The organism is Rhodococcus sp. NPDC003322 (assembly GCF_053589555.1).
The window spans coordinates 284,387-307,420 of record NZ_JBSFSC010000001.1 but is presented as its reverse complement, the minus strand read 5'-3'; the positions used below and the strand labels follow the sequence as shown (position 1 = coordinate 307,420).

The following is a 23,034-nucleotide window of genomic DNA, read 5'->3' as shown; positions in this document are numbered from 1 at the left end:
CGCGGCGGCGTACCGTCCGAAGAGTGACCACCCGCGACGAGGCGGGGCCAGTCTCCGTCGACTTCCACTTCGATCCGATGTGCCCGTTCGCGTACCAGACCTCGGTGTGGATCCGTGAGGTCCGCGACCTGACCGGCCTGACGGTCGACTGGCGCTTCTTCAGCCTCGAGGAGATCAACCGCGCCCCGGGCAAGAAGCATCCGTGGGAGCGGGACTGGTCCTACGGCTGGTCGCTGATGCGGATCGGGGCGACCCTGCGCCGGACGGACATGTCGCTGCTCGACGCCTGGTACGAGCGGATCGGACGTGGCCTGCACGTCCAGGGGGAGAAGCCGCACGAGCCAGGGACCGCGCGTCGGATGCTCGCCGAGATCGGCGTCGATCCCGGTGTCCTCGACGAATCGCTGGCGGATGCCACCACCCACGACGACGTGCGGGCCGATCACCTGAGGGTGGTCGACGCCGGGGGATTCGGGGTGCCGACCCTGTTCTTCCCGGACGGCCAGGCACTGTTCGGCCCGGTGCTCGTCCGGCCGCCCACCGGTGTGGCCGCGGTGCGGCTGTGGGAGTTCGTCACCGGCCTGCTCGAGTTCCCGAACGTCTACGAGATCCAGCGACCGAAGACCGCGGACGACTCACAACTGATCCTCGAGAGCCTCGGTCCGTACCTCGGTGCGCGGGACTGGGTGAGCATCGACCGCGGTCGCGTCGTCGACCTGCCGACGCCCCGGGACTGACCGTGCAGGACGTGCTTTCCGAGCTGCTGGCGGTCTGGCGCGACGGCGGGACCGCCGGTGTCGGCACCGTGGTGCAGACGTTCCGGTCCGCGCCGCGGCCGCCGGGCGCCGCGATGGTCGTCGCGCCCGACGGCACCGTGACGGGGTCGGTGTCGGGTGGCTGTGTGGAGGGCGCCGTGTACGAGTTGGCCCGAGAGGTCGTCGCGAGCGGGACACCGGTGCTCGAACGCTACGGGGTCAGCGACGACGACGCGTTCGCGGTGGGGCTGACCTGCGGCGGGATCATCGACGTCTACGTCGAGCCGGTGTCGGTGGCGACGTTCCCGGAACTCGCCGAGGTGGCGGCGGACATCGACGCGCGCCGTCCGGTCGCCGTCGCCACCGTCGTCGAACACCCGGATCCGGCCCGGCTCGGCAACCGGATGGTCGTGCGCCCGGACGCTCTCTCGGGCAGCGTCGGGTCGGCGCGGGCCGATGCCGCCGTCGCGGACGATGCCCGCGGACTGCTCGCCGCCGGGCGCACCGGCGTGCTCGGCTACGGCCCGGACGGTCAGCGCCGCGGCGAGGGGATGCGCGTGTTCGTGGCATCGCACGCACCGAGTCCCCGGATGCTGGTGTTCGGGGCCATCGACTTCGCCGCGGCCGTGGCGCGGCAGGGCGCCATCCTCGGCTACCGGGTCACGGTGTGCGACGCGCGACCGGTGTTCGCGACCTCGGCCCGGTTCCCGACCGCGGACGAGGTCGTCGTCGACTGGCCGCACCGGTACCTGCGGAAGCTGGCCGAGGTCGGCGAGATCGACCACAACACCGTCATCTGCGTGCTCACCCATGACCCGAAGTTCGACGTGCCGCTGCTGGAGGTCGCCCTGCGGCTGCCCGAAGTGGGGTACGTCGGGGCGATGGGTTCGCAGCGCACCCACCACGACCGGCTCGCACGACTGCGGGAGGCGGGCGTGACCGAGGGCGAACTCGCGCGGCTGTCGAGCCCGATCGGCCTGGACATCGGCGCCCGCACTCCCGAGGAAACCGCGGTCTCCATCGTCGCGGAGATCATCGAGCTGCGCTGGGGTGGGGACGGCCGGCGATTGAGCGACGTGACCGGCCGGATCCACCACGACGACCTGCGCCGAGGCGGCCGGGGCCGCTGATCGGGCCGACTGTTGACACCTCCGGCGGACGGGCAGACGCTGAATGGGGACGGCAGTCGAGCGAGGTGGATCCGATGCAGGTGCCAGGGCCCTTCGAATACGAGCGAGCGTCGAGCGTCGAGGACGCGATCGGTTTACTCGACCGGCACGGTGACCGGGCCCGCCTGGTGGCCGGCGGTCACAGCCTGTTGCCGATGATGAAGCTGCGCCTGGCCGACCCGGAGTGGCTGATCGACATCAACCCGCTCCACGAGGAGCTGGGCCGGATCAGCGTCGACCCGGGCGGCGCGCGGATCGGTGCGATGGTCCGGCACCGGCAGCTGCTCGAGTCCCCCGAGCTCGCGGCGCTGTGGCCGATCTTCCGGGACGCCGAGCGGGTGATCGCCGATCCGGCGGTCCGCAACCGGGGCACCATCGGCGGCTCGCTGTGCCAGGCGGACCCGGCCGAGGACCTCACCACCGTGTGTCTGGTCCTCGACGCGACGTGCGTGCTGCGCGGCCCGGCCGGCGAGCGCACCGTGCCGATGTCGGGGTTCCTCGTCGGACCGTACGAGACCGCCGCCGCACCCAACGAGATCCTCACCGAGATCCGGATCCCGTTCCGCGACCACGGATCCAACGCGTACGCGAAAGTCGAACGGCGGGTGGGAGACTGGGCGATCGTCGGGGCCGGGTCGGCGCTGTGGCTGGACGGTCCGGTGGTGGTCCGGGCCCGCGTCGGCCTGACCGCGGTGAACGCGGACCCGGAAGGATTCGACGAGGTGTACGAGTTCCTGGTCGGCAAACCGTGCACCGAGGAGGTCGCGCTGTACGCCGGAGACCTCGCGTCGCGGCACTGCGAACCGGTCAGCGACCAGCGCGGCACCGCCGAGTACAAGCGGCACCTGGCCAAGGAACTGACCCGGCGCACCCTGCTGACCGCCGCCGGACGGGTGCATTGACACCGACGTCGGCCCTCGACGCACGGAAGGACGAGATGACATGCAGGTGACGATGACCGTCAACGGTGAGGAGGTCACCGCGGATGTCGAACCCCGGCTGCTGCTCGTGCATTTCCTTCGGGACGTGTTGCGGCTGACCGGCACCCACTGGGGCTGCGACACCAGCAACTGCGGGACGTGCGTGGTACTGGTGGACGGCGACCCGGTGAAGTCGTGCACCATGCTCGCCGTGATGGCCGACGGGCACGCCGTGCGCACCGTCGAGGGCCTCGAACGTGACGGAGTCCTGGACCCCGTGCAGCAGGGGTTCATGGAGTGCCACGGACTGCAGTGCGGGTTCTGCACCCCCGGCATGATGATGACGTCGCGGGCGCTGCTCGACCGCACCCCGCACCCGGACGAGCAGGCGATCCGGGAAGCGATCTCCGGGCAGATCTGCCGCTGCACCGGATACACGACCATCGTGCGGTCCGTGCTGTGGGCGGCCGCGCACGAGGAGGGGGCCGAGCGGGCGCCCGAGCCCGAGCAGCACACCGGTCCGACTGCGGCGCAGCCGGACTCGACGCCGCCTCCCGCAGCGGAGCCGCGCACCAGTGAGCACATAGGAAGTGGATCATGACCACCGTCGACCGCCCGGTCCCGGACCAGCCCGATGCGGACCACGTCGACAACGACACCAAGCCGGTCGGCTATGGGCGCATGCTGCGCAAGGAGGATCCGCGGTTCATCCGCGGTCGCGGACACTACGTCGACGACATCGTCCTGCCGGGCATGCTGCACATGGCGATCCTGCGTTCGCCGGTCGCGCATGCGCGCCTGGTCAAGGTGGACACCACTGCGGCGCAGCAGCATCCGAAGGTGAAGGCGGTAATCACCGGAGCCGATCTGGCGGAGCAGGGCCTGGCGTGGATGCCGACCCTGTCGAACGACGTGCAGGCGGTCCTGGCCACCGACAAGGTGCGGTTCCAGGGCCAGGAGGTGGCCTGCGTGGTCGCCGAGGACCGGTACTCGGCGCGGGACGCACTGGCGTTGATCGATGTCGAGTACGACATTCTCGACCCGGTGATCGACGCCCGGCACGCGCTCGACCCGGATGCACCGGTGATCCGCACCGACCTCGAGGGGAAGACCGACAACCACGTCTTCGACTGGGAGGCCGGCGACGCCGACGCCACCGAGGCCGTGTTCGCCCGGGCGGACGTCGTCAGCAGACAGGAGATCGTCTATCCGCGTGTGCATCCCGCGCCGATGGAGACGTGCGGTGCGGTCGCGGACTACGACGCGGTGGAGGGGAAGCTGACGCTCTGGTGCACCTCGCAGGCCCCGCACGCGCACCGCACCCTGTACGCGCTCGTCGCCGGGCTGCCCGAGCACAAGATCCGGGTGGTGTCCCCGGACATCGGCGGCGGCTTCGGCAACAAGGTGCCGATCTACCCCGGGTACGTGTGCGCGATCGTCGCGTCCCTGGTGACCGGGCATCCGATCAAGTGGATGGAGGACCGCAACGAGAACCTGACCAGCACCGGGTTCGCACGGGACTACATCATGGACGGGGAGATCGCCGCCACCCGCGACGGCAAGATCCTCGCGATCCGCACGCGCGTGATCGCCGACCACGGCGCCTTCAACGGCACCGCGGCACCGGTGAAGTACCCGGCCGGGTTCTTCGGCGTGTTCACCGGCAGCTACGACCTCGAGGCCGCCCACTGCTCGATGACCGCGGTGTACACGAACAAGGCGCCGGGTGGGGTCGCGTACGCGTGCTCGTTCCGGATCACCGAGGCGGTGTACCTGGTCGAGCGGCTGGTGGACTGCCTGGCGTACGACCTGAAGATGGATCCCGCCGAGCTGCGGCTGCGAAACCTGCTGCGGCCCGAGCAGTTCCCGTACACGTCCAAGACCGGCTGGGTGTACGACTCCGGCGACTACGAGACCACGATGCGCAAGGCGATGGACATGATCGGCTACGCCGACCTGCGCCGCGAGCAGGCCGAGCGGCGCGAGCGTGGCGAGCTCATGGGCATCGGGATGTCGTTCTTCACCGAGGCCGTCGGCGCGGGGCCGCGCAAGGACATGGACATTCTCGGCCTCGGCATGGCCGACGGGTGCGAGCTGCGGGTGCATCCGACCGGGAAGGCGGTGCTGCGGCTGTCCGTGCAGACGCAGGGGCAGGGCCACGAGACCACGTTCGCGCAGATCGTCGCCGAGGAACTCGGCATCGCGCCCGACGACATCGAGGTGCTGCACGGCGACACCGACAACACCCCCTTCGGCCTGGGCACCTACGGCAGCCGATCGACGCCGGTGTCCGGAGCGGCCGCGGCCCTCGTCGCGCGCAAGGTCCGGGACAAGGCCCGGATCATCGCGTCCGGCATGTTGGAGGTGTCCGTCGCGGACCTGGAGTGGACCAAGGGCAGCTTCCACGTCGTCGGCGACCCGACCGCGGCGGTGACGATCCAGGACATTGCGCTGCGCTCGTACGGTGCGGGCGATCTGCCGGAGGGGATCGAGGGCGGCCTCGAGGCCCAGATCTGTTACAACCCGGAGAATCTCACCTACCCGTACGGCGCCTACTTCTGTGTCGTCGACATCGACCCCGGCACCGCGGAGGTCAAGGTGCGCAGGTTCCTCGCCGTCGACGACTGCGGCACACGGATCAATCCGATGATCATCGAGGGGCAGGTGCACGGCGGTCTCACCGACGGCATCGGAATGGCGTTGATGGAGATCATGTCCTTCGACGAGGACGGCAACTGCCTCGGCGGATCCTTCATGGACTACCTGATCCCGACCGCGCTGGAGGTGCCGCACTTCGAGACCGGGTACACGGTCACACCGTCCCCGCACCATCCGATCGGAGCCAAGGGGATCGGCGAGTCGGCGACCGTCGGTTCACCGCCGGCCGTGGTCAACGCCGTCGTGGACGCGTTGGCGCCGTTCGGGGTTCGGCACGCGGACATGCCGCTGACCCCGTCGCGGGTGTGGGAGGCGATGCAGGGCAGGGCAGCGCCACCGATCTGACGGTCCACGTGATCCGAGCGGCCACCTGATCCGACGAAAGCGGGTGTGGATGGGGACAGACGAGCGCATCGCGGAACTGACTGCGTGCCGGCAACCGTTCGTGCACGCGACGGTGGTGCGCGCGCAGTCCCCGACCTCGGCCCGCCCCGGTGACCACGCCGTCGTGCTCGCGGACGGCACCATCGAGGGATTCGTCGGCGGGCAGTGCACGCGGAACTCGGTGCGCACGACAGCTCTCGACGCGCTGCGGGACGGAAAGGCGGTGCTGCTGCGGGTGCTGCCCGAGGGGGCGCCGACGTTTCCGGAGGGACCCGGAGCCCGGGTGGTGGTCAACCCGTGCCTGTCGGGGGGAGCACTGGAGATCTTCCTTGAACCGAAACTCCCCGCCCCGCAATTGTTCCTGGTGGGGGAGAACCCGACCGTCGATGCCGTGGCAGCGCTGGCGAAGCTGCTGGGCCTCGACGTGGTCCGGGCCGACTTGGGCGGCCCACCGGACGGGATGACCGCGGTCGTGATCGCCACGCTCGGCGGCGACGAGGCCGCCGAGATCCGGGCCGCCCTGGACGCCGGCGTCGGGTACATCGGACTGGTCGCCAGCGCGACACGCGGTGCGGCCGTGCTCGGGGAACTCGAACTCGACCCGGACACCCGCGCCCGGGTGCACACCCCGGCCGGAATGCCGATCGGCGCCCGCGGACCGGCCGAGATCGCACTGTCGATCCTCGCCGAGATCGTCAGGGAGATGCGGCTGGCGGGACTCGGCCGCGCGGCGCCCGTCCCGGTGCCCGAGACGGCCGTCGACCCGGTGTGCGGGATGACGGTGACGATGCGCGCCGAGGCGCCGCACGTCGAGGCCGACAGCGGCACGGTGTGGTTCTGCGGTCCCGGGTGCCGCGACCGATACCTGCGGGAGCGCGCGCGGTGAAGGTCACCGGCATCGTCCTCGCCGCGGGCTCGTCGTCGCGCCTGGGCCGACCCAAGCAACTCCTCGCCTACCGGGGTGGAACCCTCCTCGGTGAGGTGCTGACGGTCGTGCGGGACTGCCGGTTCGACCAGGTGGTGGTGGCCCTCGGAGGCGCCGCCGCCGAAGTGGAAGCCATGGTCGACCTCGACGGCACGGTGGTGGTGCACAACCCCGACTTCGGCTCCGGCTGCGCGTCGTCGATCACCCGCGCACTCGACGCGGTCGACCGGGATTCCGCCGGCGTCGTCCTGCTCCTCGGCGACCAGCCGGGTATCGACCCGGCCGTGGTGCGGGAGCTGATCCGTCGGGGACCCGCCACGGGCGCCGCGGTGTGCCGGTACCGCGACGGCCGTGGGCACCCGATCTTCTTCGGGCGGGAGGTGTTTCCCGACCTGCACGCCATGCACGGTGACAAGGCGGTCTGGCGGCTGCTCGAGTCGGGCCGGATCCCCGTCGTCGAGCTGCCGGTCGACGCGGACGTCCCCCGCGACGTCGACACCTGGGACGACTATCGGGAACTGCAGCGCCGGGACGAACCTGGTGGCGGCTTTCGTGACATCGCCGACGTGGTTGCACGATTCGACGCCCGCGATCACCTGCTCGACGAGGGCACCGCGGCAGCGATATACCTCGCAACCGAGCTCGGCCGGCCGCTGCTGCTCGAAGGTGAACCGGGCGTCGGGAAGACCACCGCGGCGAAGACGCTCGCCGAGGCATTGGGAGCCGAGCTGATCCGGCTGCAGTGCTACGAGGGGCTCGGGGTGGCGGAAGCCCTGTACGACTGGAACTACCAGCGGCAGATGCTCGCGATCCGGCTGGCCCAGGACAGGGCGGCACCGCCGGCCGAGCCGGACAGGACAGCTCCGCCGGCCGAGCCGGACAGGACAGCTCCGCTGTCGGCGCAACATGCGACAGCACCACTGTCGGCGGACGATCTGTTCACCGAGGAGTTCCTGCTCGAGCGGCCGATCCTGCGCTGCGTCCGGCACCGATCCGGTCCGGCGCCGGTGCTGCTGGTCGACGAGATCGACCGCGCCGACGACGAATTCGAGGCTCTGCTGCTGGAGTTCCTCGGCGAGTCGGCGGTGACGGTGCCCGAGTTGGGCACCTTCGCCGCACGGACCCCACCACGGGTGGTGCTCACGTCGAACCGCAGCCGCGACCTGCACGACGCGTTGCGTCGACGCTGCCTGTACCACTGGATCGAGTACCCGCGGCCGGAGCGGGCGGTGGCGATCCTGCGGCGGAAGGTGCCCGCAGCGAACACCGCGCTGGTCGGGTCCGTTGTCGGATTCGTCGGCGAGGTTCGCCGGCTCGACCTCGACAAGCCGCCCGGCGTCGCGGAGGCGATCGACTGGGTGGCGGCCCTCGCCGCCCTCGGGGCCGCCGACCTCGCCGGCTCCGATCTCGCCCGGGCCGACATCGTCGCGAGCATCGGCGCGCTGGCCAAGACGCCGGACGACCGCGCCGCGGTGCTTGCGCTCGTCGACGGCGACGAACGCGGGGGACAGGGTGGATGAGTACAGGGAGATTGAGGAAGGGAAGGGCTGGAAACGATGAAGTTCTCGCACGAGTTCACGGTCGACGCACCGATCGACACCGCCTGGGCGGAGCTCACCGACCTCGAGTCCGTGGCCGTGCTGCTGCCGGGCGCACAGCTCACCGGACGCGACGGCGACGCCTACCTCGGCACCGTCAAGGTGAAGGTCGGCCCCGTCACCGGCGAGTTCGCAGGGCGGGCGGCGTTCCGGGAGAAGAACGACCGAGCGCATCGGGCGGTCATCGAGGCGAGTGGACGCGACGCGCGTGGCGGCAGCAACGCATCGGCGACCATCACGGTGGCGCTCGACGAAACCTCCGACGGAACGACCGCAGCCGTGGTCACCGACATGCGGATAGTCGGCAAGCTCGCACAGTTCGGCAGCGGGGTCATCGGACAGGTGTCGGAGAAGCTGATGGGGCAGTTCGCCGACGCGCTGGCGGCCAAGCTGGCCAAGACCACCGCTCCCATGCTGACCGTGGTGAACGGCGATGCAGAGACATCGGACTCGCCGGTGCCGCAATCGAAACCGCGACCCCAGCCGATGCCGGAGCCGGAACCGATCGACCTGATGAGCCTGGCCGGACCGACCATCCTGCGCCGGCTCCTTCCCGCGGCCGTCGCGTTCGTGTCGGGAGCCGTGGTCGTGCTGCTGATGCGGTGGTTGCGCGGGCGGTGAGCGGTCGTGCCGGGGCGGGGCGTCGATGTCGCGGCATTCGCGGTCGCACTCGGGGTGCGGCTCAGGGACGCAGGTGTCGAGGTGTCTCCACCTGCCGCGGGGGAGTTCGCGCGGGCGCTGGCCGTGCTGCCGCCGAGTTCGTCGGACCGCCTGTACTGGGCTGCACGGCTGACCCTGGTGCACAGGCAGTCCGATCTCGCCGCGTTCGACGAGGTGTTCTCGGAGGTGTTCGGTCGATCGGTAGCGGAGCTGGATCCGAACGCGCGGAGAGCGCACCAGGTCCCGAACCCGCAGGGCACCACCACAACTGCGACGAGTCACCCGCCCGCGCCGGTCCGTCCCGGTAGCGGTGGCGCCGCCGCCGTGGCCACCCTGCGACCGGTGCGGAGTGAACCTGCCCGCGGGATCCCGGACCCGCTGGCCAGTGCTGGAGTCGCCGCAGGGGCACGGCCGTTCGCCGCGTTCGACGCCGATCGCCTGCGTGAACTCCGGGCATGGCTGGACGGGCTCACCGAGGAATGGCCACCGCGCCGCACGCGGCGTTACCGGCCGCACCCCAGCGGTCGGCGGATTGCGTTGCGGGAGACCATCGCCCGGTCCAGGAGAACCGGCTGGGAGGCGATGCGCATCGTGCGCACACGACCGGCGACCCGGCCACGTCGGGTGGTGCTGCTCTGCGATGTCAGCCGGTCCATGCTGCCGTTCGTCGACCAGTGCCTGCACCTGATGCGTGCGACGGCGCTGCGGAGCGGAACGCGGGCGCGTCCGGAGGTGTACGCGTTCTCCTCCGGGCCTACCCGGCTCACCGCAGTGCTGGCTCACCGATCCGCCACCGCCGCGCTGGCACACGCCAACGAGAGGGTTGTCGACCGTCTCGGTGGTACCCGGATCGCGGGCAGTCTGCGCACACTGCTCGCGTCCCGCCACGGCCTCACGCTGCGCGGCGCGGTCGTGGTGATCGTGTCCGACGGCTGGGACAGTGACCCGCCGGAGGACCTGGCCGTGTCGATGGCGCGACTGCACCGCCGGGCGTACCGGGTGATCTGGATCAATCCGCGGGCAGATGCGCCGGGCTTCCGGCCCCTGGTCGGGTCGATGGCCGCCGCGCTGCCCTATGTCGACCGCTTCGTGGCGGCTGCGCCACCTGTGCGCACTTCTGGTGGTCGGAGACACCGGAAAGGCGCACAGGTGCGGAGCGCCTACAGGTGACGCGTGGTGTCGATGCCGAGGGACATGCCGGCGAGCCCGCGGGCACGGACGGAGAGCTTGTCGGCGATCTCCCGCAGTGCGGTGCCGGCCGGGGAGTCCGGGGCGCCGAGCACGATCGGGACACCGGCGTCGCCGCCCTCGCGGACCGCCTGCTCGAGCGGGATCTGACCGAGCAGGGGAACTTTCGCGCCGACGGCGCGGGTGAGCCGGTCGGCGACCATCTGACCGCCGCCGGAACCGAACACGTCCATGCGGGTGCCGTCGGGAAGCTCCATCCACGACATGTTCTCCACCACACCGACGATCCGCTGGCGGGTCTGCAGCGCGATCGACCCGGCCCGCTCGGCGACCTCGGCGGCGGCCTGCTGCGGGGTGGTCACGACGAGGATCTCCGCGCCGGGGATGAGCTGGGCGACGGAGATGGCCACGTCGCCGGTGCCGGGCGGCAGGTCCAGCAGCAGCACGTCCAGGTCACCCCAGAACACGTCGGCGAGGAACTGCTGCAGCGCGCGGTGCAGCATTGGTCCGCGCCACACGACGGGAGTGTTCCCCTGGGTGAACTGGGCGATCGAGATCATCTTCACGTCGTGCGCCTGCGGCGGCATGATCATCCGCTCGACCTGAGTCGGCTTGGCGTCGGTGCCGAGCATACGGGGGATGGAGTGACCGTAGATGTCGGCGTCGAGCACGCCGACCGACAGGCCCTTCGCGGCCATCGCCGCGGCGAGGTTCACGGTGACCGAGGACTTGCCGACTCCACCCTTGCCGGACGCGACGGCGTACACGCGGGTCAGGGAGCCGGGCTGGGCGAACGGGATGACCGGCTCGGCGGAGTCGCCGCGCAGGGACTTGCGCAGTTCGGTGCGCTGCTCGTCGCTCATCACGTCGAGTTCGACGCGAATGGCGCCGATGCCCGCGACGTCGGCGACGGCCTTGGTGACCCGCTCGGTGATCTCGGTGCGCATCGGGCAGCCCGCGGTGGTCAGGTAGATCTCGATGTCGACGTTGCCGTCGTCGGCGAGGGTGACACTCTTGACCATGCCCAGGTCCGTGATGGGCTTGCGGATCTCCGGGTCGATCACCTTGGCCAGGGCGCTGCGAACGTCGGACTCGGTCACTGCTGACATACCCCCATGTTAGGGCGTGTCTCCCGATCCCCTTGCCGCCGCCCCGCGCTGCGGGCTCAGTGGATACGCGGCAGGTCGGCGGCGCTCGGGTTGATACCGGTCGAGTACGCGAGGGACCACGCGGTCACGTTCGCGACGTAGGCCATCGAGTTGTTGTACCGGAGGATCGCCTTGGTGGCCGAGGCGATGTCGCGCATGTCGGTGCCGCCGTCGCACAGGTAGTTCGCGGTGGACGCGGCCGCGTCGTAGAGATTCTGCGGGTCGGCGACGCCGTCGCCGTTGCCGTCGATGCCGTACCGGGCCCAGGTGGTGGGGATGAACTGGGTGGGGCCGACCGCGCGGTCGTAGACGGTGTCACCGTCGAGCGCGCCGCCGTCGGTGTCCATGATCGTGGCCTGGCCGGGCAGGCTGCCGTTGAGGGGCAGGCCGATGATCGGCTCGAGCAGGTTGCCCCTGTCGTCGGCCTTGCCGCCGTTGGCGTGGCTGGACTCGACGCGGCCGACACCGGCGACCTGCATCCAGTTGATGCCGCAGCCCGGGTCGCGTTCGGCCATGATCTTCTCGGCCGACTGGTAGGCGGCGAAGTTGATGGCGGGGATGCCGAGCGGGCCGTCGGGCAGCGGTGCGGGCGCGGGAGCGGGAGCCGGTTCGGTGGCCGGTGCGGCGGCGATGGCGGGAGCCGCGGCTGCGGGTTCCGGGGTGACCTGGGCCGGCGTCTCGGTGGCTGCGGGCGCGGCCGGTGCATCGGGGGACTCGGTGATGGGCGACGCCTCGGCGGCCGTCAGGAAGGGGATGGTGAGGGGGGCTCCGGTGGCCGTCGCCGCGGTGGCCAGTCCGGTCGGGACGAGACCGGACAGGGCGATGACCGAGTTGCGTTTCACCTTCGAGCTGGACGGCTTGCTGTGGCGACCCACCTGGTACCTCCTGCGGCCCCAGGGTGGGGCTTGTAAGTGCTGTGAACCGCAGCCGACGCTACCTGATTCGAGACATGTCCGTTATCTTGCTGTGACAATCTGGACGCTCGACCTGGAGCGAAGGGCCAGCTGAAGGCAGGTTTTCAGGAGATCTCGAAAATATCTCGACCTGGGCGGGTCGAGTGACGAAAGGGTTACTGCGCCGCGCCGGGTGCCGGCGCCGGGCCGGGCGGGCAGAACGCCAGGCACGGCAGCGGGGGCAGCGTCGGCAGCGCGGGCAGACCGGGGATCAGCGGGGCGGCCGGAGCCGGTCCGGGCGCGGCGGCGTCGCGCAGGAGGTTGGTTTCCCGCTCCGGGGCGGCGGGTGTCGGCGCGGCCGGCGTCGGCTCGGCCGGACGGCCGGGCTCGACGGGCATCTCGGGGATCTCGCCGGGGGCGGGTGTCCCGCCCGCGGCGTAGGCCGCGGACCACGCGAGCACATTCGAGGCGTACGCCATCGAATTGTTGTAGCGCAGGACCGCTCTCGTCTCCTGGTCGCGCTCACGCAGGTTCAGGCCGCCGGAACACAGGTAGCGGGCCGCGGCGAGCGACGCGTCGAACACGTTGTTCGGGTCGGCCCTGCCGTCGTCGTTGCCGTCGGCGGCGTACCGGACCCAGGTGCCCGGGATGAACTGCATCGGACCCACCGCGCGGTCGTGGGCGGAATCGCCGTCCAGCGCACCGCGGTCGGTGTCGGTGATGACGTTGTTTCCGGCCAGCGACCCGTCGAGGCGCGGGCCGAGGATCGGGGTGACGGTGGTGCCCGCGGCGTCGGTGCGTCCGCCGCCGGCGTGGCCCGACTCGATCCGGCCGATGCCGGCCAGCAGGTGCCAGGTGACCCCGCAGTCCGGCGTGTCGGCCGCGAGCGTGGCCTCCGCCGAGCGGTAGGCGCCGAGCACCAGTTCCGGGATGCCGAGCGCACCGATCGTGACCGGGATCGGGTTCAGAGACTCGGCGAACGGCGACGACAGGCGCTCGGCGACTGCGGGCGGCAGGTCGAATGCGACCGGCGGGGGCGGTGTGTACGCGTGCGGGGCGCGGGTCAGGCGCGGTGCGGGAGCGAGCACCCCGACCGTGCCGCTCGGCGGCTCGTCGGTGGCCGCCGCCATCGGCACGGCGACTGCGGCGGGGGTCGGCGTCGTGCCGCCCCCGATCGACATCCCGACGGTCACCCCTCCGACCAGTGCGGCCGTGGCGATGCCCGCCAGCCCCCTCACGCGCATTCACTGCCCTCTCGTCCCGTGTCCTCCCGGCCCCCGCCCGGAATGTGACCGAGATTACAGAACGGCCACGCCGCGCGTGGCCGTTCCGTTGTGCGCTACCGGTGCGGGCGCGATTCCTCGCCCTCACGCTCGGCGAGCAGTGTCTTGATCTCCTCGAGTTCCCGGCGGAGGTAGTCACGGGTGGCGACCTCGCCGATCGCCAGGCGCAGCGAGGCCAGTTCCCGGGCCAGGAACTCGGTGTCCGCCTTGGTCTGTTCGGCGCGCGCCCGGTCCTCTTCGAGCGAGACCCGGTCCCGGTTCTCCTGCCGGTTCTGCGCCAGCAGGATCAGCGGGGCGGCGTACGCGGCCTGCGTGGAGAACGCCAGGTTCAGCAGGATGAAGGGATACGGATCCCACTGCAGTCCGACGGCCGCGACGTTCAGGACGATCCACACGATGACGATCACCGTCTGGATCAGCAGGTACTTGCCGGTGCCGAGGAACCGGGCGATCGACTCGCTGACCCGGCCGACGGCCTCGACGTCGATCTGGAATCCGCGCCACCGGCGGCCCGGCGTTTCCAGACGGGCACGGGCACTCTGCGCGGCGGGCTGGCGCTTGTCACTCATCGGCCGTTTCCTCTTCCCGCCAGTCCTCCGGCAGCAGGTGGTCGAGCACGTCGTCGACGGCGACCGCGCCGAGCAGGTGCCCCTCGTCGTCCACGACCGGTCCGCACACCAGGTTGTACCGGGCGAAGTACCGGGTCACCATCGCCAGCGGATCCTCCGGCGAGAGCTGGATCATGTCGGTGTCGAGCAGTCCGCCGACCAGCGACGCCGGCGGCTCCCTCAGCAGTCGCTGCAGGTGGACGCATCCGAGATAGCGTCCGGTCGGCGTGGAGATCGGTGGCCGCACGACGAATGCCATGCTCGCCAGCGCCGGAGTCAGGTCGGGATTGCGGGCCCGCGCCAGCGCCTCGGCGACGGTGGTCGAGGGAGTGAGGATCACCGGCTCCGGGGTCATCAGGCCGCCCGCGGTGTCGGGGGAGTGCTCGAGCAGGCGACGCACCGGCTCGGAGTCCTCCGGGTCCATCAGCTGCAGCAGGGATTCCGCCTCGGTCTCCGGCAGCTCGCCGAGCAGGTCGGCCGCGTCGTCGGGGTCCATCGCCTCGAGCACGTCCGCGGCCCGCTCCACCTCCAGGTGGGTGAGCAGGTCGGTCTGGTCGTCCGTCGGCAGTTCCTGCAGCACGTCGGCGAGCCGCTCGTCGTCGAGCGCGACCGCGACCTCGTGGCGGCGTTTGTCGGGCAGCTCGCGCATCGCGTTCGCGACGTCGGCGGGCCGCATCCCGTCGAACTGGGCCAGCAGCTGGGTGACCCCCTGGCCGGGGAGGGCGAGCTGCGAATGCGTCAGTCCCTGCACGTGCTGCCACTCCACGATGTGGATCGGCGAGCGGCGGGCCAGCCCGGTGCGCGGTTTGCGGACCGCCACCCGGGAGACCACCCAGTCCCGGGTGCGGGTCAGCTCGATGCCGAGGTCGACGACGAGCACCTCCAGGCCGGCGAGCTCCTCCAGTTCGGGGTCGTCGACCCGGACCCGGGTGTCGACGACCTGGGCGAGGGCCAGCACCTCGCCCGGCTTCTGGGTGAACTTGCGCAGGCTGACGCTGCCGGTGAGCGTGACCGACCCCGGCTCGATCGCCGTCACCCGCAGCATGGGAACGAAGATCCGTCGCCGGGTCACCAACTCCACGACCAGTCCCAGCACCCGCGGTCGCTGTCGTCCGATCCGGATGGTGATGACGACGTCGCGGACCCGGCCGATGGATTCGCCGTCGGGGCCGAGGACCACCAGACCCGCGAGCCTGGCTGCGAAGACCTTGCTCACTGCTGCCATGATGGCAAGGCTAATTGGCTCGGTGTCCGGACGTCGGATCGCGGACACCTCCACGGTTCTCGGTGGGAGGTCCACGATGGTGCAGGCGCGACCGCGGCGCTCGGTGCTCGCAGTTCCCGGCAGCAACCGAAAGATGATCGAGAAGGCGAAGGGGCTGCCCGCGGACGAGGTCTTCCTCGACCTCGAGGACGCCGTCGCCCCGATCGCAAAAGCGAAGGCGCGCACCGAGATCGCGGACGCACTCGCGTCCGACGGCTGGGGTTCGCAGATCAAGGTGGTGCGGATCAACGACTGGACCACCGAGTGGACGTACGCCGACGTGGTGGACGTGGTCTCCGCCGCCGGTGCACACCTGGACGCGATCCTGCTGCCGAAGGTGACCGATGCCAGTCACGTTCAGGCACTGGACCTGCTGCTGACCCAGGTCGAGAAGGCCAATGGGCTCGAGGTCGGGAGGATCGGCATCGAGGCGCAGATCGAGAACGCGATCGGCCTGACCAACATCAACTCCATCGCCACCGCCAGCCCGCGGATGCAGACGCTGGTGTTCGGTCCCGCCGACTTCATGGCGAGCATCAACATGCGCACCCTGGTGGTCGGCGAGCAGCCGGAGGGCTACGACACCGGTGACGCCTATCACCACATTCTGATGACGATCCTGATGGCGGCTCGCGCACACGGTCTCGAGGCGATCGACGGACCGTACCTGCAGATCCGGGATGTCGACGCGTTCCGGCGCGCGGCGGCACGGACCGCGGCGCTCGGGTTCGACGGCAAGTGGGTGCTGCACCCGACGCAGATCGACGCGGCGAACGAGGTGTTCAGCCCACGTCAGGCCGACTACGACCAGGCCGAGATGATCCTCGAGGCGTACGACCACCACACCTCGGCGGCCGGCGGCGGACGCGGCGCGGCGATGCTCGGGGACGAGATGATCGACGAGGCGAGCGCGAAGATGGCTCAGGTGATCGCGGCGAAGGGACGCGCCGCGGGGATGTCGCGCACAACGCGGTTCGAGCCCGAAACTCCGTAAACTGGACATCGGGCGCGCCCGTCGGGCGAGGCCCGCACGGCCCATCACAGCCCGGAGGAAAACAGGAGTGCCGACGATGACGAATCCACTCGGACCGCCGAATCAGCCCGGACGCGGTGGTCTTCCGACCCCGCCCAGCGGGTGGCCGATCGGCTCCTACCCCACGTACGCGGAGGCGCAGCGCGCCGTCGACTACCTGTCCGACCAGCAGTTCTCGGTGGAGGACGTCACCATCGTCGGTGTCGACCTGATGCAGGTCGAGCGTGTGCTCGGGCGTCTCACCTGGGCGAAAGTCATTGGTGGCGGAGTCGTTTCGGGTGCCTGGCTCGGTGTGTTCCTGGGGCTGCTGCTCGGCCTGTTCACGGACAACCTGCTCGGACCGCTGATCGCGGGCATCCTCGGCGGCATCGTGTTTGGCGTCATCTCGACGACCATCCCGTACGCCGCCACCCGCGGCACCCGCGACTTCGCGTCGACGATGCAGCTGGTCGCAGGCCGCTACGACGTGCTGTGTGAACCGAAGACGGCCGAGCGGGCCCGCGACATGCTCGCGAAGCTGGCGCTGTAACCGGCGTACGAGGCGCCGCCCGGTCCGTGGGGAAGCGGACCGGGCGGCGCCGCATTTCGCGGTGCGGGCACGCCGAATCCTGTGCTACGGCACCGGAGTTTGCTGATGGCGGGGTGATTCCGGCCGGCGGGCGCCTGCCGTGGGCCGGCGTCGTCCGCCCGGCGTGGAGCCGGCCCGCCTCCGGAACTACTGTGATTTCCGCCCGTTCCGGATCGGCTGTGCAGGGGGATGCATGCGGACGACACTCGACACCCGCGAGCTCGGGCGGGCGACGCTGGCGCGCCAGCACCTGCTGGAGCGGGTCACCGCCTCCACGGAGGCCGTGACCCGGCACCTTTTCGGCCTGCAGGCGCAGTCACCGACCGCGCCGTACTTCGCGCTGTGGTCGCGGGTGGACGGCTTCCGGCCCGACGACCTGGCACGGTTGCTCGAGGATCGGACGGTGGTCCGGATCGCGGTGATGCGCGGGACCGTGCACGCGGTGGCCGCGGCGGACGCGCTCGTGCTGCGGCCCTGGCTGCAGCCGATCATGGACCGCGATCTGCGAACCAACACCCAGCACGCGAAGGCTCTCGTCGGATGCGACACGGGGGCGGTGGCCGCGCACTCCCGCGACCTGCTCGACGCCACCCCGATGACCCTCGCGGCGTTGCGCCCGCACCTGGCGCGGCGGTGGCCGGACCGCGATCCCGCCGCGCTCGCCCACGCGGTACGGGCCCTGCTCCCGCTGGTGCAGGTGCCGCCGCGTGGCCTCTGGGGACGCTCCGGACAGCCAGTGTGCACGACGCTGGAGCACTGGACCGGTGAGCCGCTCGCCGCACCCGACCCCGAACGAATCGTGATGCGCTACCTCGCCGCCTACGGACCGGCATCGGTCGCCGACGCGCAGGCGTGGTCCGGCCTGACCCGGCTCGGTGAGGTGTTCGACCGGCTGCGACCGCGACTGCGGGTGTTCGCGGACGTCGGCGGCGCGGACCTGTTCGACCTGCCGGACGCACCCCGCCCCCACGCGGACGCACCTGCCCCGGTCCGGATCCTCGCTCCCTTCGACAGCGTGCTCCTCTCCCACGCCGATCGGACCCGGATCGTCGATGACGAGCACCGCCGCGTGCTGTTCACCGTCAACGGCATCGTCAAGCCGGCGGTCCTGGTGGACGGCCGGGTCGCCGGGTTCGTCGCACCGGGCATCGGCAAGGGTGCGGCCGTCGTGGATGTCACTCTGCTGCAGGAACTTCCCAGGCGGGTACTGGCCGACGTCGAGGCGGAAGCGCTGAGGCTGCTTCGCTTCGCGCATCCGGGCGCCGAGTCACACGACGTCCGGGTCGCCGCGGCACGGTGACCGCCGACCGCGTGGTCGCCGGCCGCCGGCGTGGTGGCACCGACCGGACTCCGCCGTCCTGATCAGGGGCGAATCGGCCGTCGGGTGTTAGATGGAGTGGTGATCGACGACGTCCTGCCCTCAGTTCGTGCCCACCTGGTCGAGCGGATCGGTGGGCCGCAGCCGTCGGCCGCGTCGGTGACGTTCCTCGGCCTCGAGCCGCTCGAGGTGCTGCGATTCGAGGCCGACGCCGACGACCTGGTCCGGTACGTCACCCTCGGCTGTTCCCGGCACCCCATGGGCGATCCCAGCGACCTCGTCGCGGACCCGGTCCGCGGCCCACGCGCTGAGCTGGTGCTCACACTGCACGGTGGGCTCGGCGCCGCGTCCGGGGTGCACAAGTCGCTCGCAATCCTCGCTGCGGCACCGGCGGTCGAGGGTGTGGTGCTCGCAGCGGACGGCCTCCTCGATCTCGGTGAGCCGCTGTGGGTGGGGGCCCCGTTCAGCGCGATCCTGCTGGGGGACAGCGGTATCGACGATCTCGTGTTGCCCGAGCCCGCCGATCCGGTCCGGTTCCTCGGCGCGGTGCCGATCACCGGTACCGAGGCCGCATGGGTTCGGCTGCGCGGTGCCGCCGCCCTCCGGGAGGCATGGGTGGAGGCAGGCATCGACGTCCGCGACCCCGGACGCGGACCGGTCTCGCTCTAGAGCCAGTTGTTGCGCCGGAACGTCACGAACAGCCCCACACAGATCACCGCGACGAACCCGAGCACCGCGGGATACCCGAAGGTCCATTGCAGTTCGGGCATGTGCTCGAAGTTCATTCCGTAGACGCCCGCGACCATCGTCGGGACCGCCGCGATGGCGACCCAGGCCGAGATCTTGCGCATGTCGGTGTTCTGCTGGACCGCGACCTTCGCCAGCGCCGCCTCGACGAGGGTGCTGAGCACCTCGTCGAACTCCGAAACCCGTTCGGCGACGATCGTGTGGTGGTCGTGGACGTCCCGCAGGTACCGTCGAACCTCCTTCGGGACACCGAGACTCGAGTCCTGCCCGAGCCGCTGCAGTGGGCTGGCGAGCGGGGCGACCGACTTGCGTAGCTCCACGATCTCTCGCTTGAGGAGGTAGATCTGCTCGATCGCGACCCGGCTTCGGGGGCTGAACACGTCCTCCTCCAGCAGATCCACGTCGCGTTCGACGAAGGCGGTCACGGCCAGGTAGCTGTCGACGACGTGGTCTGCGATGGCGTGCAGTACCGTCGTCGGGCCGAGCGCCAGACGCTGCGGGTTCGCGTCCATCTCGGCGCGGACGCCGGAGAGTCCGGAGTGGTCGCCGTGGCGCACGGTGACGACGAAGTCGCGGCCGACGAAGATCATGATCTCGCCGGTCTCGACGATCTCCCGCGCGGTCGAGATCGACTCGTGCTCGACATAGTTCACGGTCCGCAGGACGAGGAACAGCACGTCGTCGTAGACCTCGAGTTTGGGGCGCTGGTGTGCGTGCACCGCGTCCTCGACCATCAGCTCGTGCAGGCCGAAAACCTCTGCCACGGAATTCATCTGGTGCTCGTCCGGGGCGTGCAGGCCCACCCAGGCGAAACCGGTGCCGCGCTCACGCACCTCGGCGAGCGCGGCGGAATGGGTGTACCGGCCGGGTAGCCGGTGCCCGTCCACGTACACCGCGCAGTCCACGATCGCGCGGGCCGCGGGCACCCGCACCGCGCGCGGCGGCGAGCCGGACGACCGCAGCGTCGGGATCGGCGGTATCGACGGCCCCACGGTCACCTCCCGGTCGCTCGAATCGATCCGAGCCAATCCTATGCCGCGGCGGTGCCGCGGCGGCGACGCGACGAGGCGCGGCGGGTCGCCGCCTGGAACACGCGGCGGGTCGCCGCCTGGAACATGCGGCGCTTCGCGGCCTGGAAGAATGGCGGGGTGCGTATCGACCTCCACACCCACTCCAGTTCCTCGGACGGCACCGACAGGCCCGCCGAGGTGGTGCGGGCTGCCGCCGAGGCGGGACTGCGGGTCGTCGCGCTGACCGATCACGACACCACGTCGGGGTGGGCGGAGGCCGTCGATGCCCTGCCGTCCGGTCTGACCCTGGTTCGGGGCATGGAGATGTCCTGCGAGGGTCGCGGCGAGGACGGTATGCCGGTCGCCGTGCACCTGCTCGCGTATCTGTTCGACCCCACGAACGAGGCGTTCGCGCGGGAGCGGGAGCGGCTGCGTGCCGAGCGGACGTCCCGCCTGCGGGGGATGGCGGAGAAGATGGCCGCCGACGGTCTGCCGATCGACCCGGATGCGGTGATGGCGGCCGCGGGCCCGGCCGCCGGTCGCCCGCACCTGGCGCGTGCGCTGGTCGACGCCGGCGTCGTCGGCTCGGTGAACGAGGCGTTCGCGGACTTGCTCAAGACGCGCGGCCGGTACTACGTGCACAAGGCGGACACCCCGTTGCCCGACGCGATTCGGATGGTCGCGCAGGCCGGTGGGGTGAGCGTCCTGGCGCATCCGCGTGCCTCGGCACGCGGCCGGCTGATGGACATGGACCAGATCGGCGAACTCGTCGCCGACGGGCTCGGTGGTGTCGAGGTCGCCCATCACGACCACCAGGCCGCGGACGAGAGGATCCTGCGCGGCATCGCCGCCGATCTGGATCTGATCGTGACCGGGTCGTCCGACTACCACGGGTCCAACAAGTCGGTGGTGCTCGGCGAGTTCGTCACCGCACCCGAGCAGTACGAGCGGCTGATCGCGGCGTCGAACGGCATCGAGGTGGTGGCGGGATGAGCGACGCCTGGGTCGACGAATACGACGACGAGCGGTACGGCAGGCAGGCCGCCGCGGGCCGCGAACCGCGCTGGGAACCTCCGCGTGGACCGCGCAGGCGCAGTGCCCCGGCCCGGGCGCTGCAGGCGCTCAGCGGCGCCGTGACGGCGGGCGTCGTGCTGCTCGCCGCGGTGGTGATCGTGACCGCGTACCTGGGGTCCCGGCGGGGCTTTCCCGGGCCGGGAGCGGTGTCGGTCGCGGCTCACGTCGTCGCGGCCGTGGTGGTGGTGGTTGCGCAGCGGTTCGCCGATCACCGGCGTGGTCCGGTCGCGATCGCCGGGTCCGTGGCCGTGTTTTTGGTCACAATCGGGTTGCTCTGGACCCAGTGGTGGGGGTAGCTCACCGAAACGGCTGCTCACACGTGAGATTTGCCAGTGGTGAGCCCGTGGTGGCACACTTGCTGCACTCCAATGCCGGTGCCACCGCCTGGTAGGGAGTCGAAGTCGGATTCAACCAGCGGCAGATTTCAGTGCCCGGGCTCACCCCGCCCGGTGCCATCGCGGCTCCGAAGTGAGTGCCTCTCCCGTAGACCAATCGGGCCCCGATCGTGCACCCTCGGAGCGTTCAGCTCTTCACCGAAAAACCTGCGGCTGCGTCGAAAAACATCCTTCGCCGCTGCTACTTACCAGTAACCCGCCCCCGAGTGGTGGCGGCATGAGTAGGAGTGTCATCGTGTCTCTCGTGTCTGAACCAACCACCCCGCCCAAGGTTGAGCTGACCGACGAAGAGATCTTCTCCGGCCACATCGGCGGCAAGCTCTCGGTCGAGACGACGGCTCCCCTCGATACCCAGCGTGCGCTGTCGATCGCGTACACCCCCGGCGTCGCGCAGGTGTCCCGCGCGATCCACGCGGACGAGACCCTCGCCGACCGCTACACCTGGACCAGCCGCCTCGTTGTCGTCGTCAGCGACGGCTCCGCGGTGCTCGGTCTCGGCGACATCGGCCCGCGCGCGTCGCTGCCGGTGATGGAGGGCAAGTCGGCGCTGTTCAAGAACTTCGCCGGCCTGAACTCGATCCCCCTGGTGCTCGACACCAAGGACCCGGACGAGATCGTCGAGACCCTGATCCGGCTCCGTCCGAGCTTCGGTGCGGTCAACCTCGAGGACATCTCGGCGCCGCGGTGCTTCGAGATCGAGAAGCGGGTCATCGAGGCCCTCGACTGCCCGGTCATGCACGACGACCAGCACGGCACCGCGATCGTCGCGCTGGCCGCGCTCAAGGGCGCGGTGAAGGTCCAGGACCGCGACATCACCAAGCTGCGCGTGGTGATCTCCGGTGCCGGCGCCGCCGGTGTCGCCTGCGCGAACATCCTGCTCGCCGCGGGCATCACCGACATCACCGTCCTCGACTCGAAGGGCATCGTCTCCTCCGATCGCGGTGACCTGAACGAGATCAAGGCCGACCTGGCCGCCCGCACCAACCCCGCCGGGCGCACCGGTGGCATCGTCGAGGCCCTCGACGGCGCCGACGTGTTCCTGGGCGTCTCCGCGGGCACCGTGCCGGAGGAGATCATCGCGACGATGGCCGACGACGCGATCATCTTCGCGATGTCGAACCCGGACCCGGAGATCCACCCGGACATCGCGCGCAAGCACGCCGCGATCGTCGCGACCGGCCGTTCGGACTTCCCGAACCAGATCAACAACGTGCTCGCGTTCCCCGGCGTGTTCAAGGGCGCCCTGGACGCGGGTGCCCGCCGGATCACCGAGGGCATGAAGCTCGCGGCCGCGGAGGCGATCCTGTCCGTCGTCGCGGACGAGCTCGCGGTCGACAAGATCGTGCCGAGCCCGCTCGACCCGCGCGTGGCTCCGGCGGTCGCCGAGGCCGTCGCCAAGGCCGCCAAGGAAGAGGGCGTCGCCTAGCCCCACGCAC

At 70.7% G+C, this 23,034-nt stretch carries 22 protein-coding genes and 1 pseudogene; 17 read left to right on the top strand and 6 right to left on the bottom strand.

What is annotated here, in order from left to right; all coding sequences use genetic code 11:
• Positions 1-23: 23 nt before the first annotated feature.
• The 10 genes and pseudogenes from ACWDUM_RS01455 (at position 24) to ACWDUM_RS01410 (ending at position 10,239) form a co-directional block, all read left to right on the top strand.
• A complete protein-coding gene (locus ACWDUM_RS01455) occupies positions 24-737 on the top strand; it encodes a DsbA family oxidoreductase (protein ID WP_450132609.1) in 714 nt (237 codons plus the stop codon).
• Between the two features lie 2 nt (positions 738-739).
• The gene (locus ACWDUM_RS01450; RefSeq protein ID WP_450132608.1) at positions 740-1,885 is read left to right on the top strand and encodes an XdhC family protein; all 1,146 of its coding nucleotides are present in this window, start codon (positions 740-742) and stop codon (positions 1,883-1,885) included.
• A gap of 74 nt (positions 1,886-1,959) precedes the next feature.
• Positions 1,960-2,826 (top strand): FAD binding domain-containing protein, encoded by an 867-nt coding sequence (locus ACWDUM_RS01445; RefSeq protein ID WP_450132607.1) that lies wholly within the window; start codon positions 1,960-1,962, stop codon positions 2,824-2,826.
• A gap of 40 nt (positions 2,827-2,866) precedes the next feature.
• A complete protein-coding gene (locus ACWDUM_RS01440; protein WP_450113019.1) occupies positions 2,867-3,445 on the top strand; it encodes a (2Fe-2S)-binding protein in 579 nt (192 codons plus the stop codon).
• Positions 3,442-5,847 carry an aerobic carbon-monoxide dehydrogenase large subunit gene (locus tag ACWDUM_RS01435; RefSeq protein WP_450132606.1) on the top strand — a complete coding sequence of 802 codons (2,406 nt, stop codon included), beginning with the start codon at positions 3,442-3,444 and terminating at the stop codon, positions 5,845-5,847. The genes ACWDUM_RS01440 and ACWDUM_RS01435 overlap by 4 nt, the downstream gene beginning before the upstream one ends.
• A gap of 49 nt (positions 5,848-5,896) precedes the next feature.
• Positions 5,897-6,772 carry an XdhC family protein gene (locus ACWDUM_RS01430; protein WP_450132605.1) on the top strand — a complete coding sequence of 292 codons (876 nt, stop codon included), beginning with the start codon at positions 5,897-5,899 and terminating at the stop codon, positions 6,770-6,772.
• A pseudogene (locus ACWDUM_RS01425) lies at positions 6,655-7,239 on the top strand (nucleotidyltransferase family protein); the annotation flags it as partial. The gene ACWDUM_RS01430 and the pseudogene ACWDUM_RS01425, both read left to right, overlap by 118 nt.
• 90 nt (positions 7,240-7,329) lie before the next feature.
• On the top strand, positions 7,330-8,331 hold the full coding sequence (locus tag ACWDUM_RS01420; protein WP_450133305.1) for an AAA family ATPase: 1,002 nt from the start codon (positions 7,330-7,332) through the stop codon (positions 8,329-8,331).
• 36 nt (positions 8,332-8,367) lie between these two features.
• Positions 8,368-9,030 carry an SRPBCC family protein gene (locus ACWDUM_RS01415; RefSeq protein WP_450113022.1) on the top strand — a complete coding sequence of 221 codons (663 nt, stop codon included), beginning with the start codon at positions 8,368-8,370 and terminating at the stop codon, positions 9,028-9,030.
• Positions 9,031-9,111: 81 nt separating this feature from the next.
• Entirely contained in the window at positions 9,112-10,239 is a 1,128-nt protein-coding gene (locus ACWDUM_RS01410) for a vWA domain-containing protein (RefSeq protein WP_450132604.1), read from the top strand.
• On the opposite strand, the gene ACWDUM_RS01405 is transcribed toward ACWDUM_RS01410, so the two are convergent.
• From ACWDUM_RS01405 to ACWDUM_RS01385, 5 genes are all read right to left on the bottom strand, one after another.
• Positions 10,230-11,366, bottom strand: coding sequence for an Mrp/NBP35 family ATP-binding protein (locus ACWDUM_RS01405; protein WP_450113024.1), 1,137 nt, complete (start codon positions 11,364-11,366; stop codon positions 10,230-10,232). The genes ACWDUM_RS01410 and ACWDUM_RS01405 overlap by 10 nt on opposite strands.
• Positions 11,367-11,422: 56 nt before the next feature.
• Entirely contained in the window at positions 11,423-12,280 is an 858-nt protein-coding gene (locus ACWDUM_RS01400; protein WP_450113025.1) for a lytic transglycosylase domain-containing protein, read from the bottom strand.
• Positions 12,281-12,474: 194 nt separating this feature from the next.
• Positions 12,475-13,542: a lytic transglycosylase domain-containing protein gene (locus tag ACWDUM_RS01395; RefSeq protein WP_450132603.1), complete on the bottom strand. Its 1,068-nt coding sequence runs from the start codon at positions 13,540-13,542 to the stop codon at positions 12,475-12,477.
• A gap of 95 nt (positions 13,543-13,637) precedes the next feature.
• Positions 13,638-14,150, bottom strand: coding sequence for a DUF1003 domain-containing protein (locus ACWDUM_RS01390; protein WP_450132602.1), 513 nt, complete (start codon positions 14,148-14,150; stop codon positions 13,638-13,640).
• Complete coding sequence (locus ACWDUM_RS01385) at positions 14,143-15,414, bottom strand: magnesium transporter MgtE N-terminal domain-containing protein (protein ID WP_450113028.1); 1,272 nt, start codon at positions 15,412-15,414, stop codon at positions 14,143-14,145. The genes ACWDUM_RS01390 and ACWDUM_RS01385 overlap by 8 nt, the downstream gene beginning before the upstream one ends.
• A gap of 76 nt (positions 15,415-15,490) precedes the next feature.
• Between ACWDUM_RS01385 and ACWDUM_RS01380 the strand changes: the two genes are divergently transcribed.
• From ACWDUM_RS01380 to ACWDUM_RS01365, 4 genes are all read left to right on the top strand, one after another.
• Positions 15,491-16,447, top strand: coding sequence for an HpcH/HpaI aldolase/citrate lyase family protein (locus ACWDUM_RS01380; RefSeq protein WP_450133304.1), 957 nt, complete (start codon positions 15,491-15,493; stop codon positions 16,445-16,447).
• A gap of 76 nt (positions 16,448-16,523) precedes the next feature.
• Positions 16,524-17,015, top strand: a complete 492-nt coding sequence (locus ACWDUM_RS01375) for a general stress protein (RefSeq protein ID WP_450113029.1) — start codon at positions 16,524-16,526, stop codon at positions 17,013-17,015.
• Between the two features lie 232 nt (positions 17,016-17,247).
• Positions 17,248-18,354 carry a winged helix DNA-binding domain-containing protein gene (locus tag ACWDUM_RS01370; RefSeq protein WP_450132601.1) on the top strand — a complete coding sequence of 369 codons (1,107 nt, stop codon included), beginning with the start codon at positions 17,248-17,250 and terminating at the stop codon, positions 18,352-18,354.
• 96 nt (positions 18,355-18,450) lie between these two features.
• Positions 18,451-19,041, top strand: a complete 591-nt coding sequence (locus ACWDUM_RS01365; RefSeq protein WP_450113031.1) for a suppressor of fused domain protein — start codon at positions 18,451-18,453, stop codon at positions 19,039-19,041.
• On the opposite strand, the gene ACWDUM_RS01360 is transcribed toward ACWDUM_RS01365, so the two are convergent.
• The gene (locus tag ACWDUM_RS01360; protein WP_450133303.1) at positions 19,038-20,099 is read right to left on the bottom strand and encodes a magnesium and cobalt transport protein CorA; all 1,062 of its coding nucleotides are present in this window, start codon (positions 20,097-20,099) and stop codon (positions 19,038-19,040) included. The two genes, ACWDUM_RS01365 and ACWDUM_RS01360, sit on opposite strands and share 4 nt — an antisense overlap.
• Positions 20,100-20,267: 168 nt before the next feature.
• Between ACWDUM_RS01360 and ACWDUM_RS01355 the strand changes: the two genes are divergently transcribed.
• The 3 genes from ACWDUM_RS01355 to ACWDUM_RS01345 all read left to right on the top strand — a co-directional run bounded on the left by ACWDUM_RS01355 (position 20,268) and on the right by ACWDUM_RS01345 (position 23,024).
• Positions 20,268-21,122 (top strand): PHP domain-containing protein, encoded by an 855-nt coding sequence (locus ACWDUM_RS01355; RefSeq protein ID WP_450113052.1) that lies wholly within the window; start codon positions 20,268-20,270, stop codon positions 21,120-21,122.
• Entirely contained in the window at positions 21,119-21,499 is a 381-nt protein-coding gene (locus ACWDUM_RS01350) for a hypothetical protein (RefSeq protein ID WP_450113032.1), read from the top strand. Before ACWDUM_RS01355 ends, ACWDUM_RS01350 begins: the two co-directional genes overlap by 4 nt.
• A gap of 334 nt (positions 21,500-21,833) precedes the next feature.
• Positions 21,834-23,024 carry an NAD(P)-dependent malic enzyme gene (locus ACWDUM_RS01345; protein WP_450113033.1) on the top strand — a complete coding sequence of 397 codons (1,191 nt, stop codon included), beginning with the start codon at positions 21,834-21,836 and terminating at the stop codon, positions 23,022-23,024.
• Positions 23,025-23,034 lie beyond the last annotated feature (10 nt).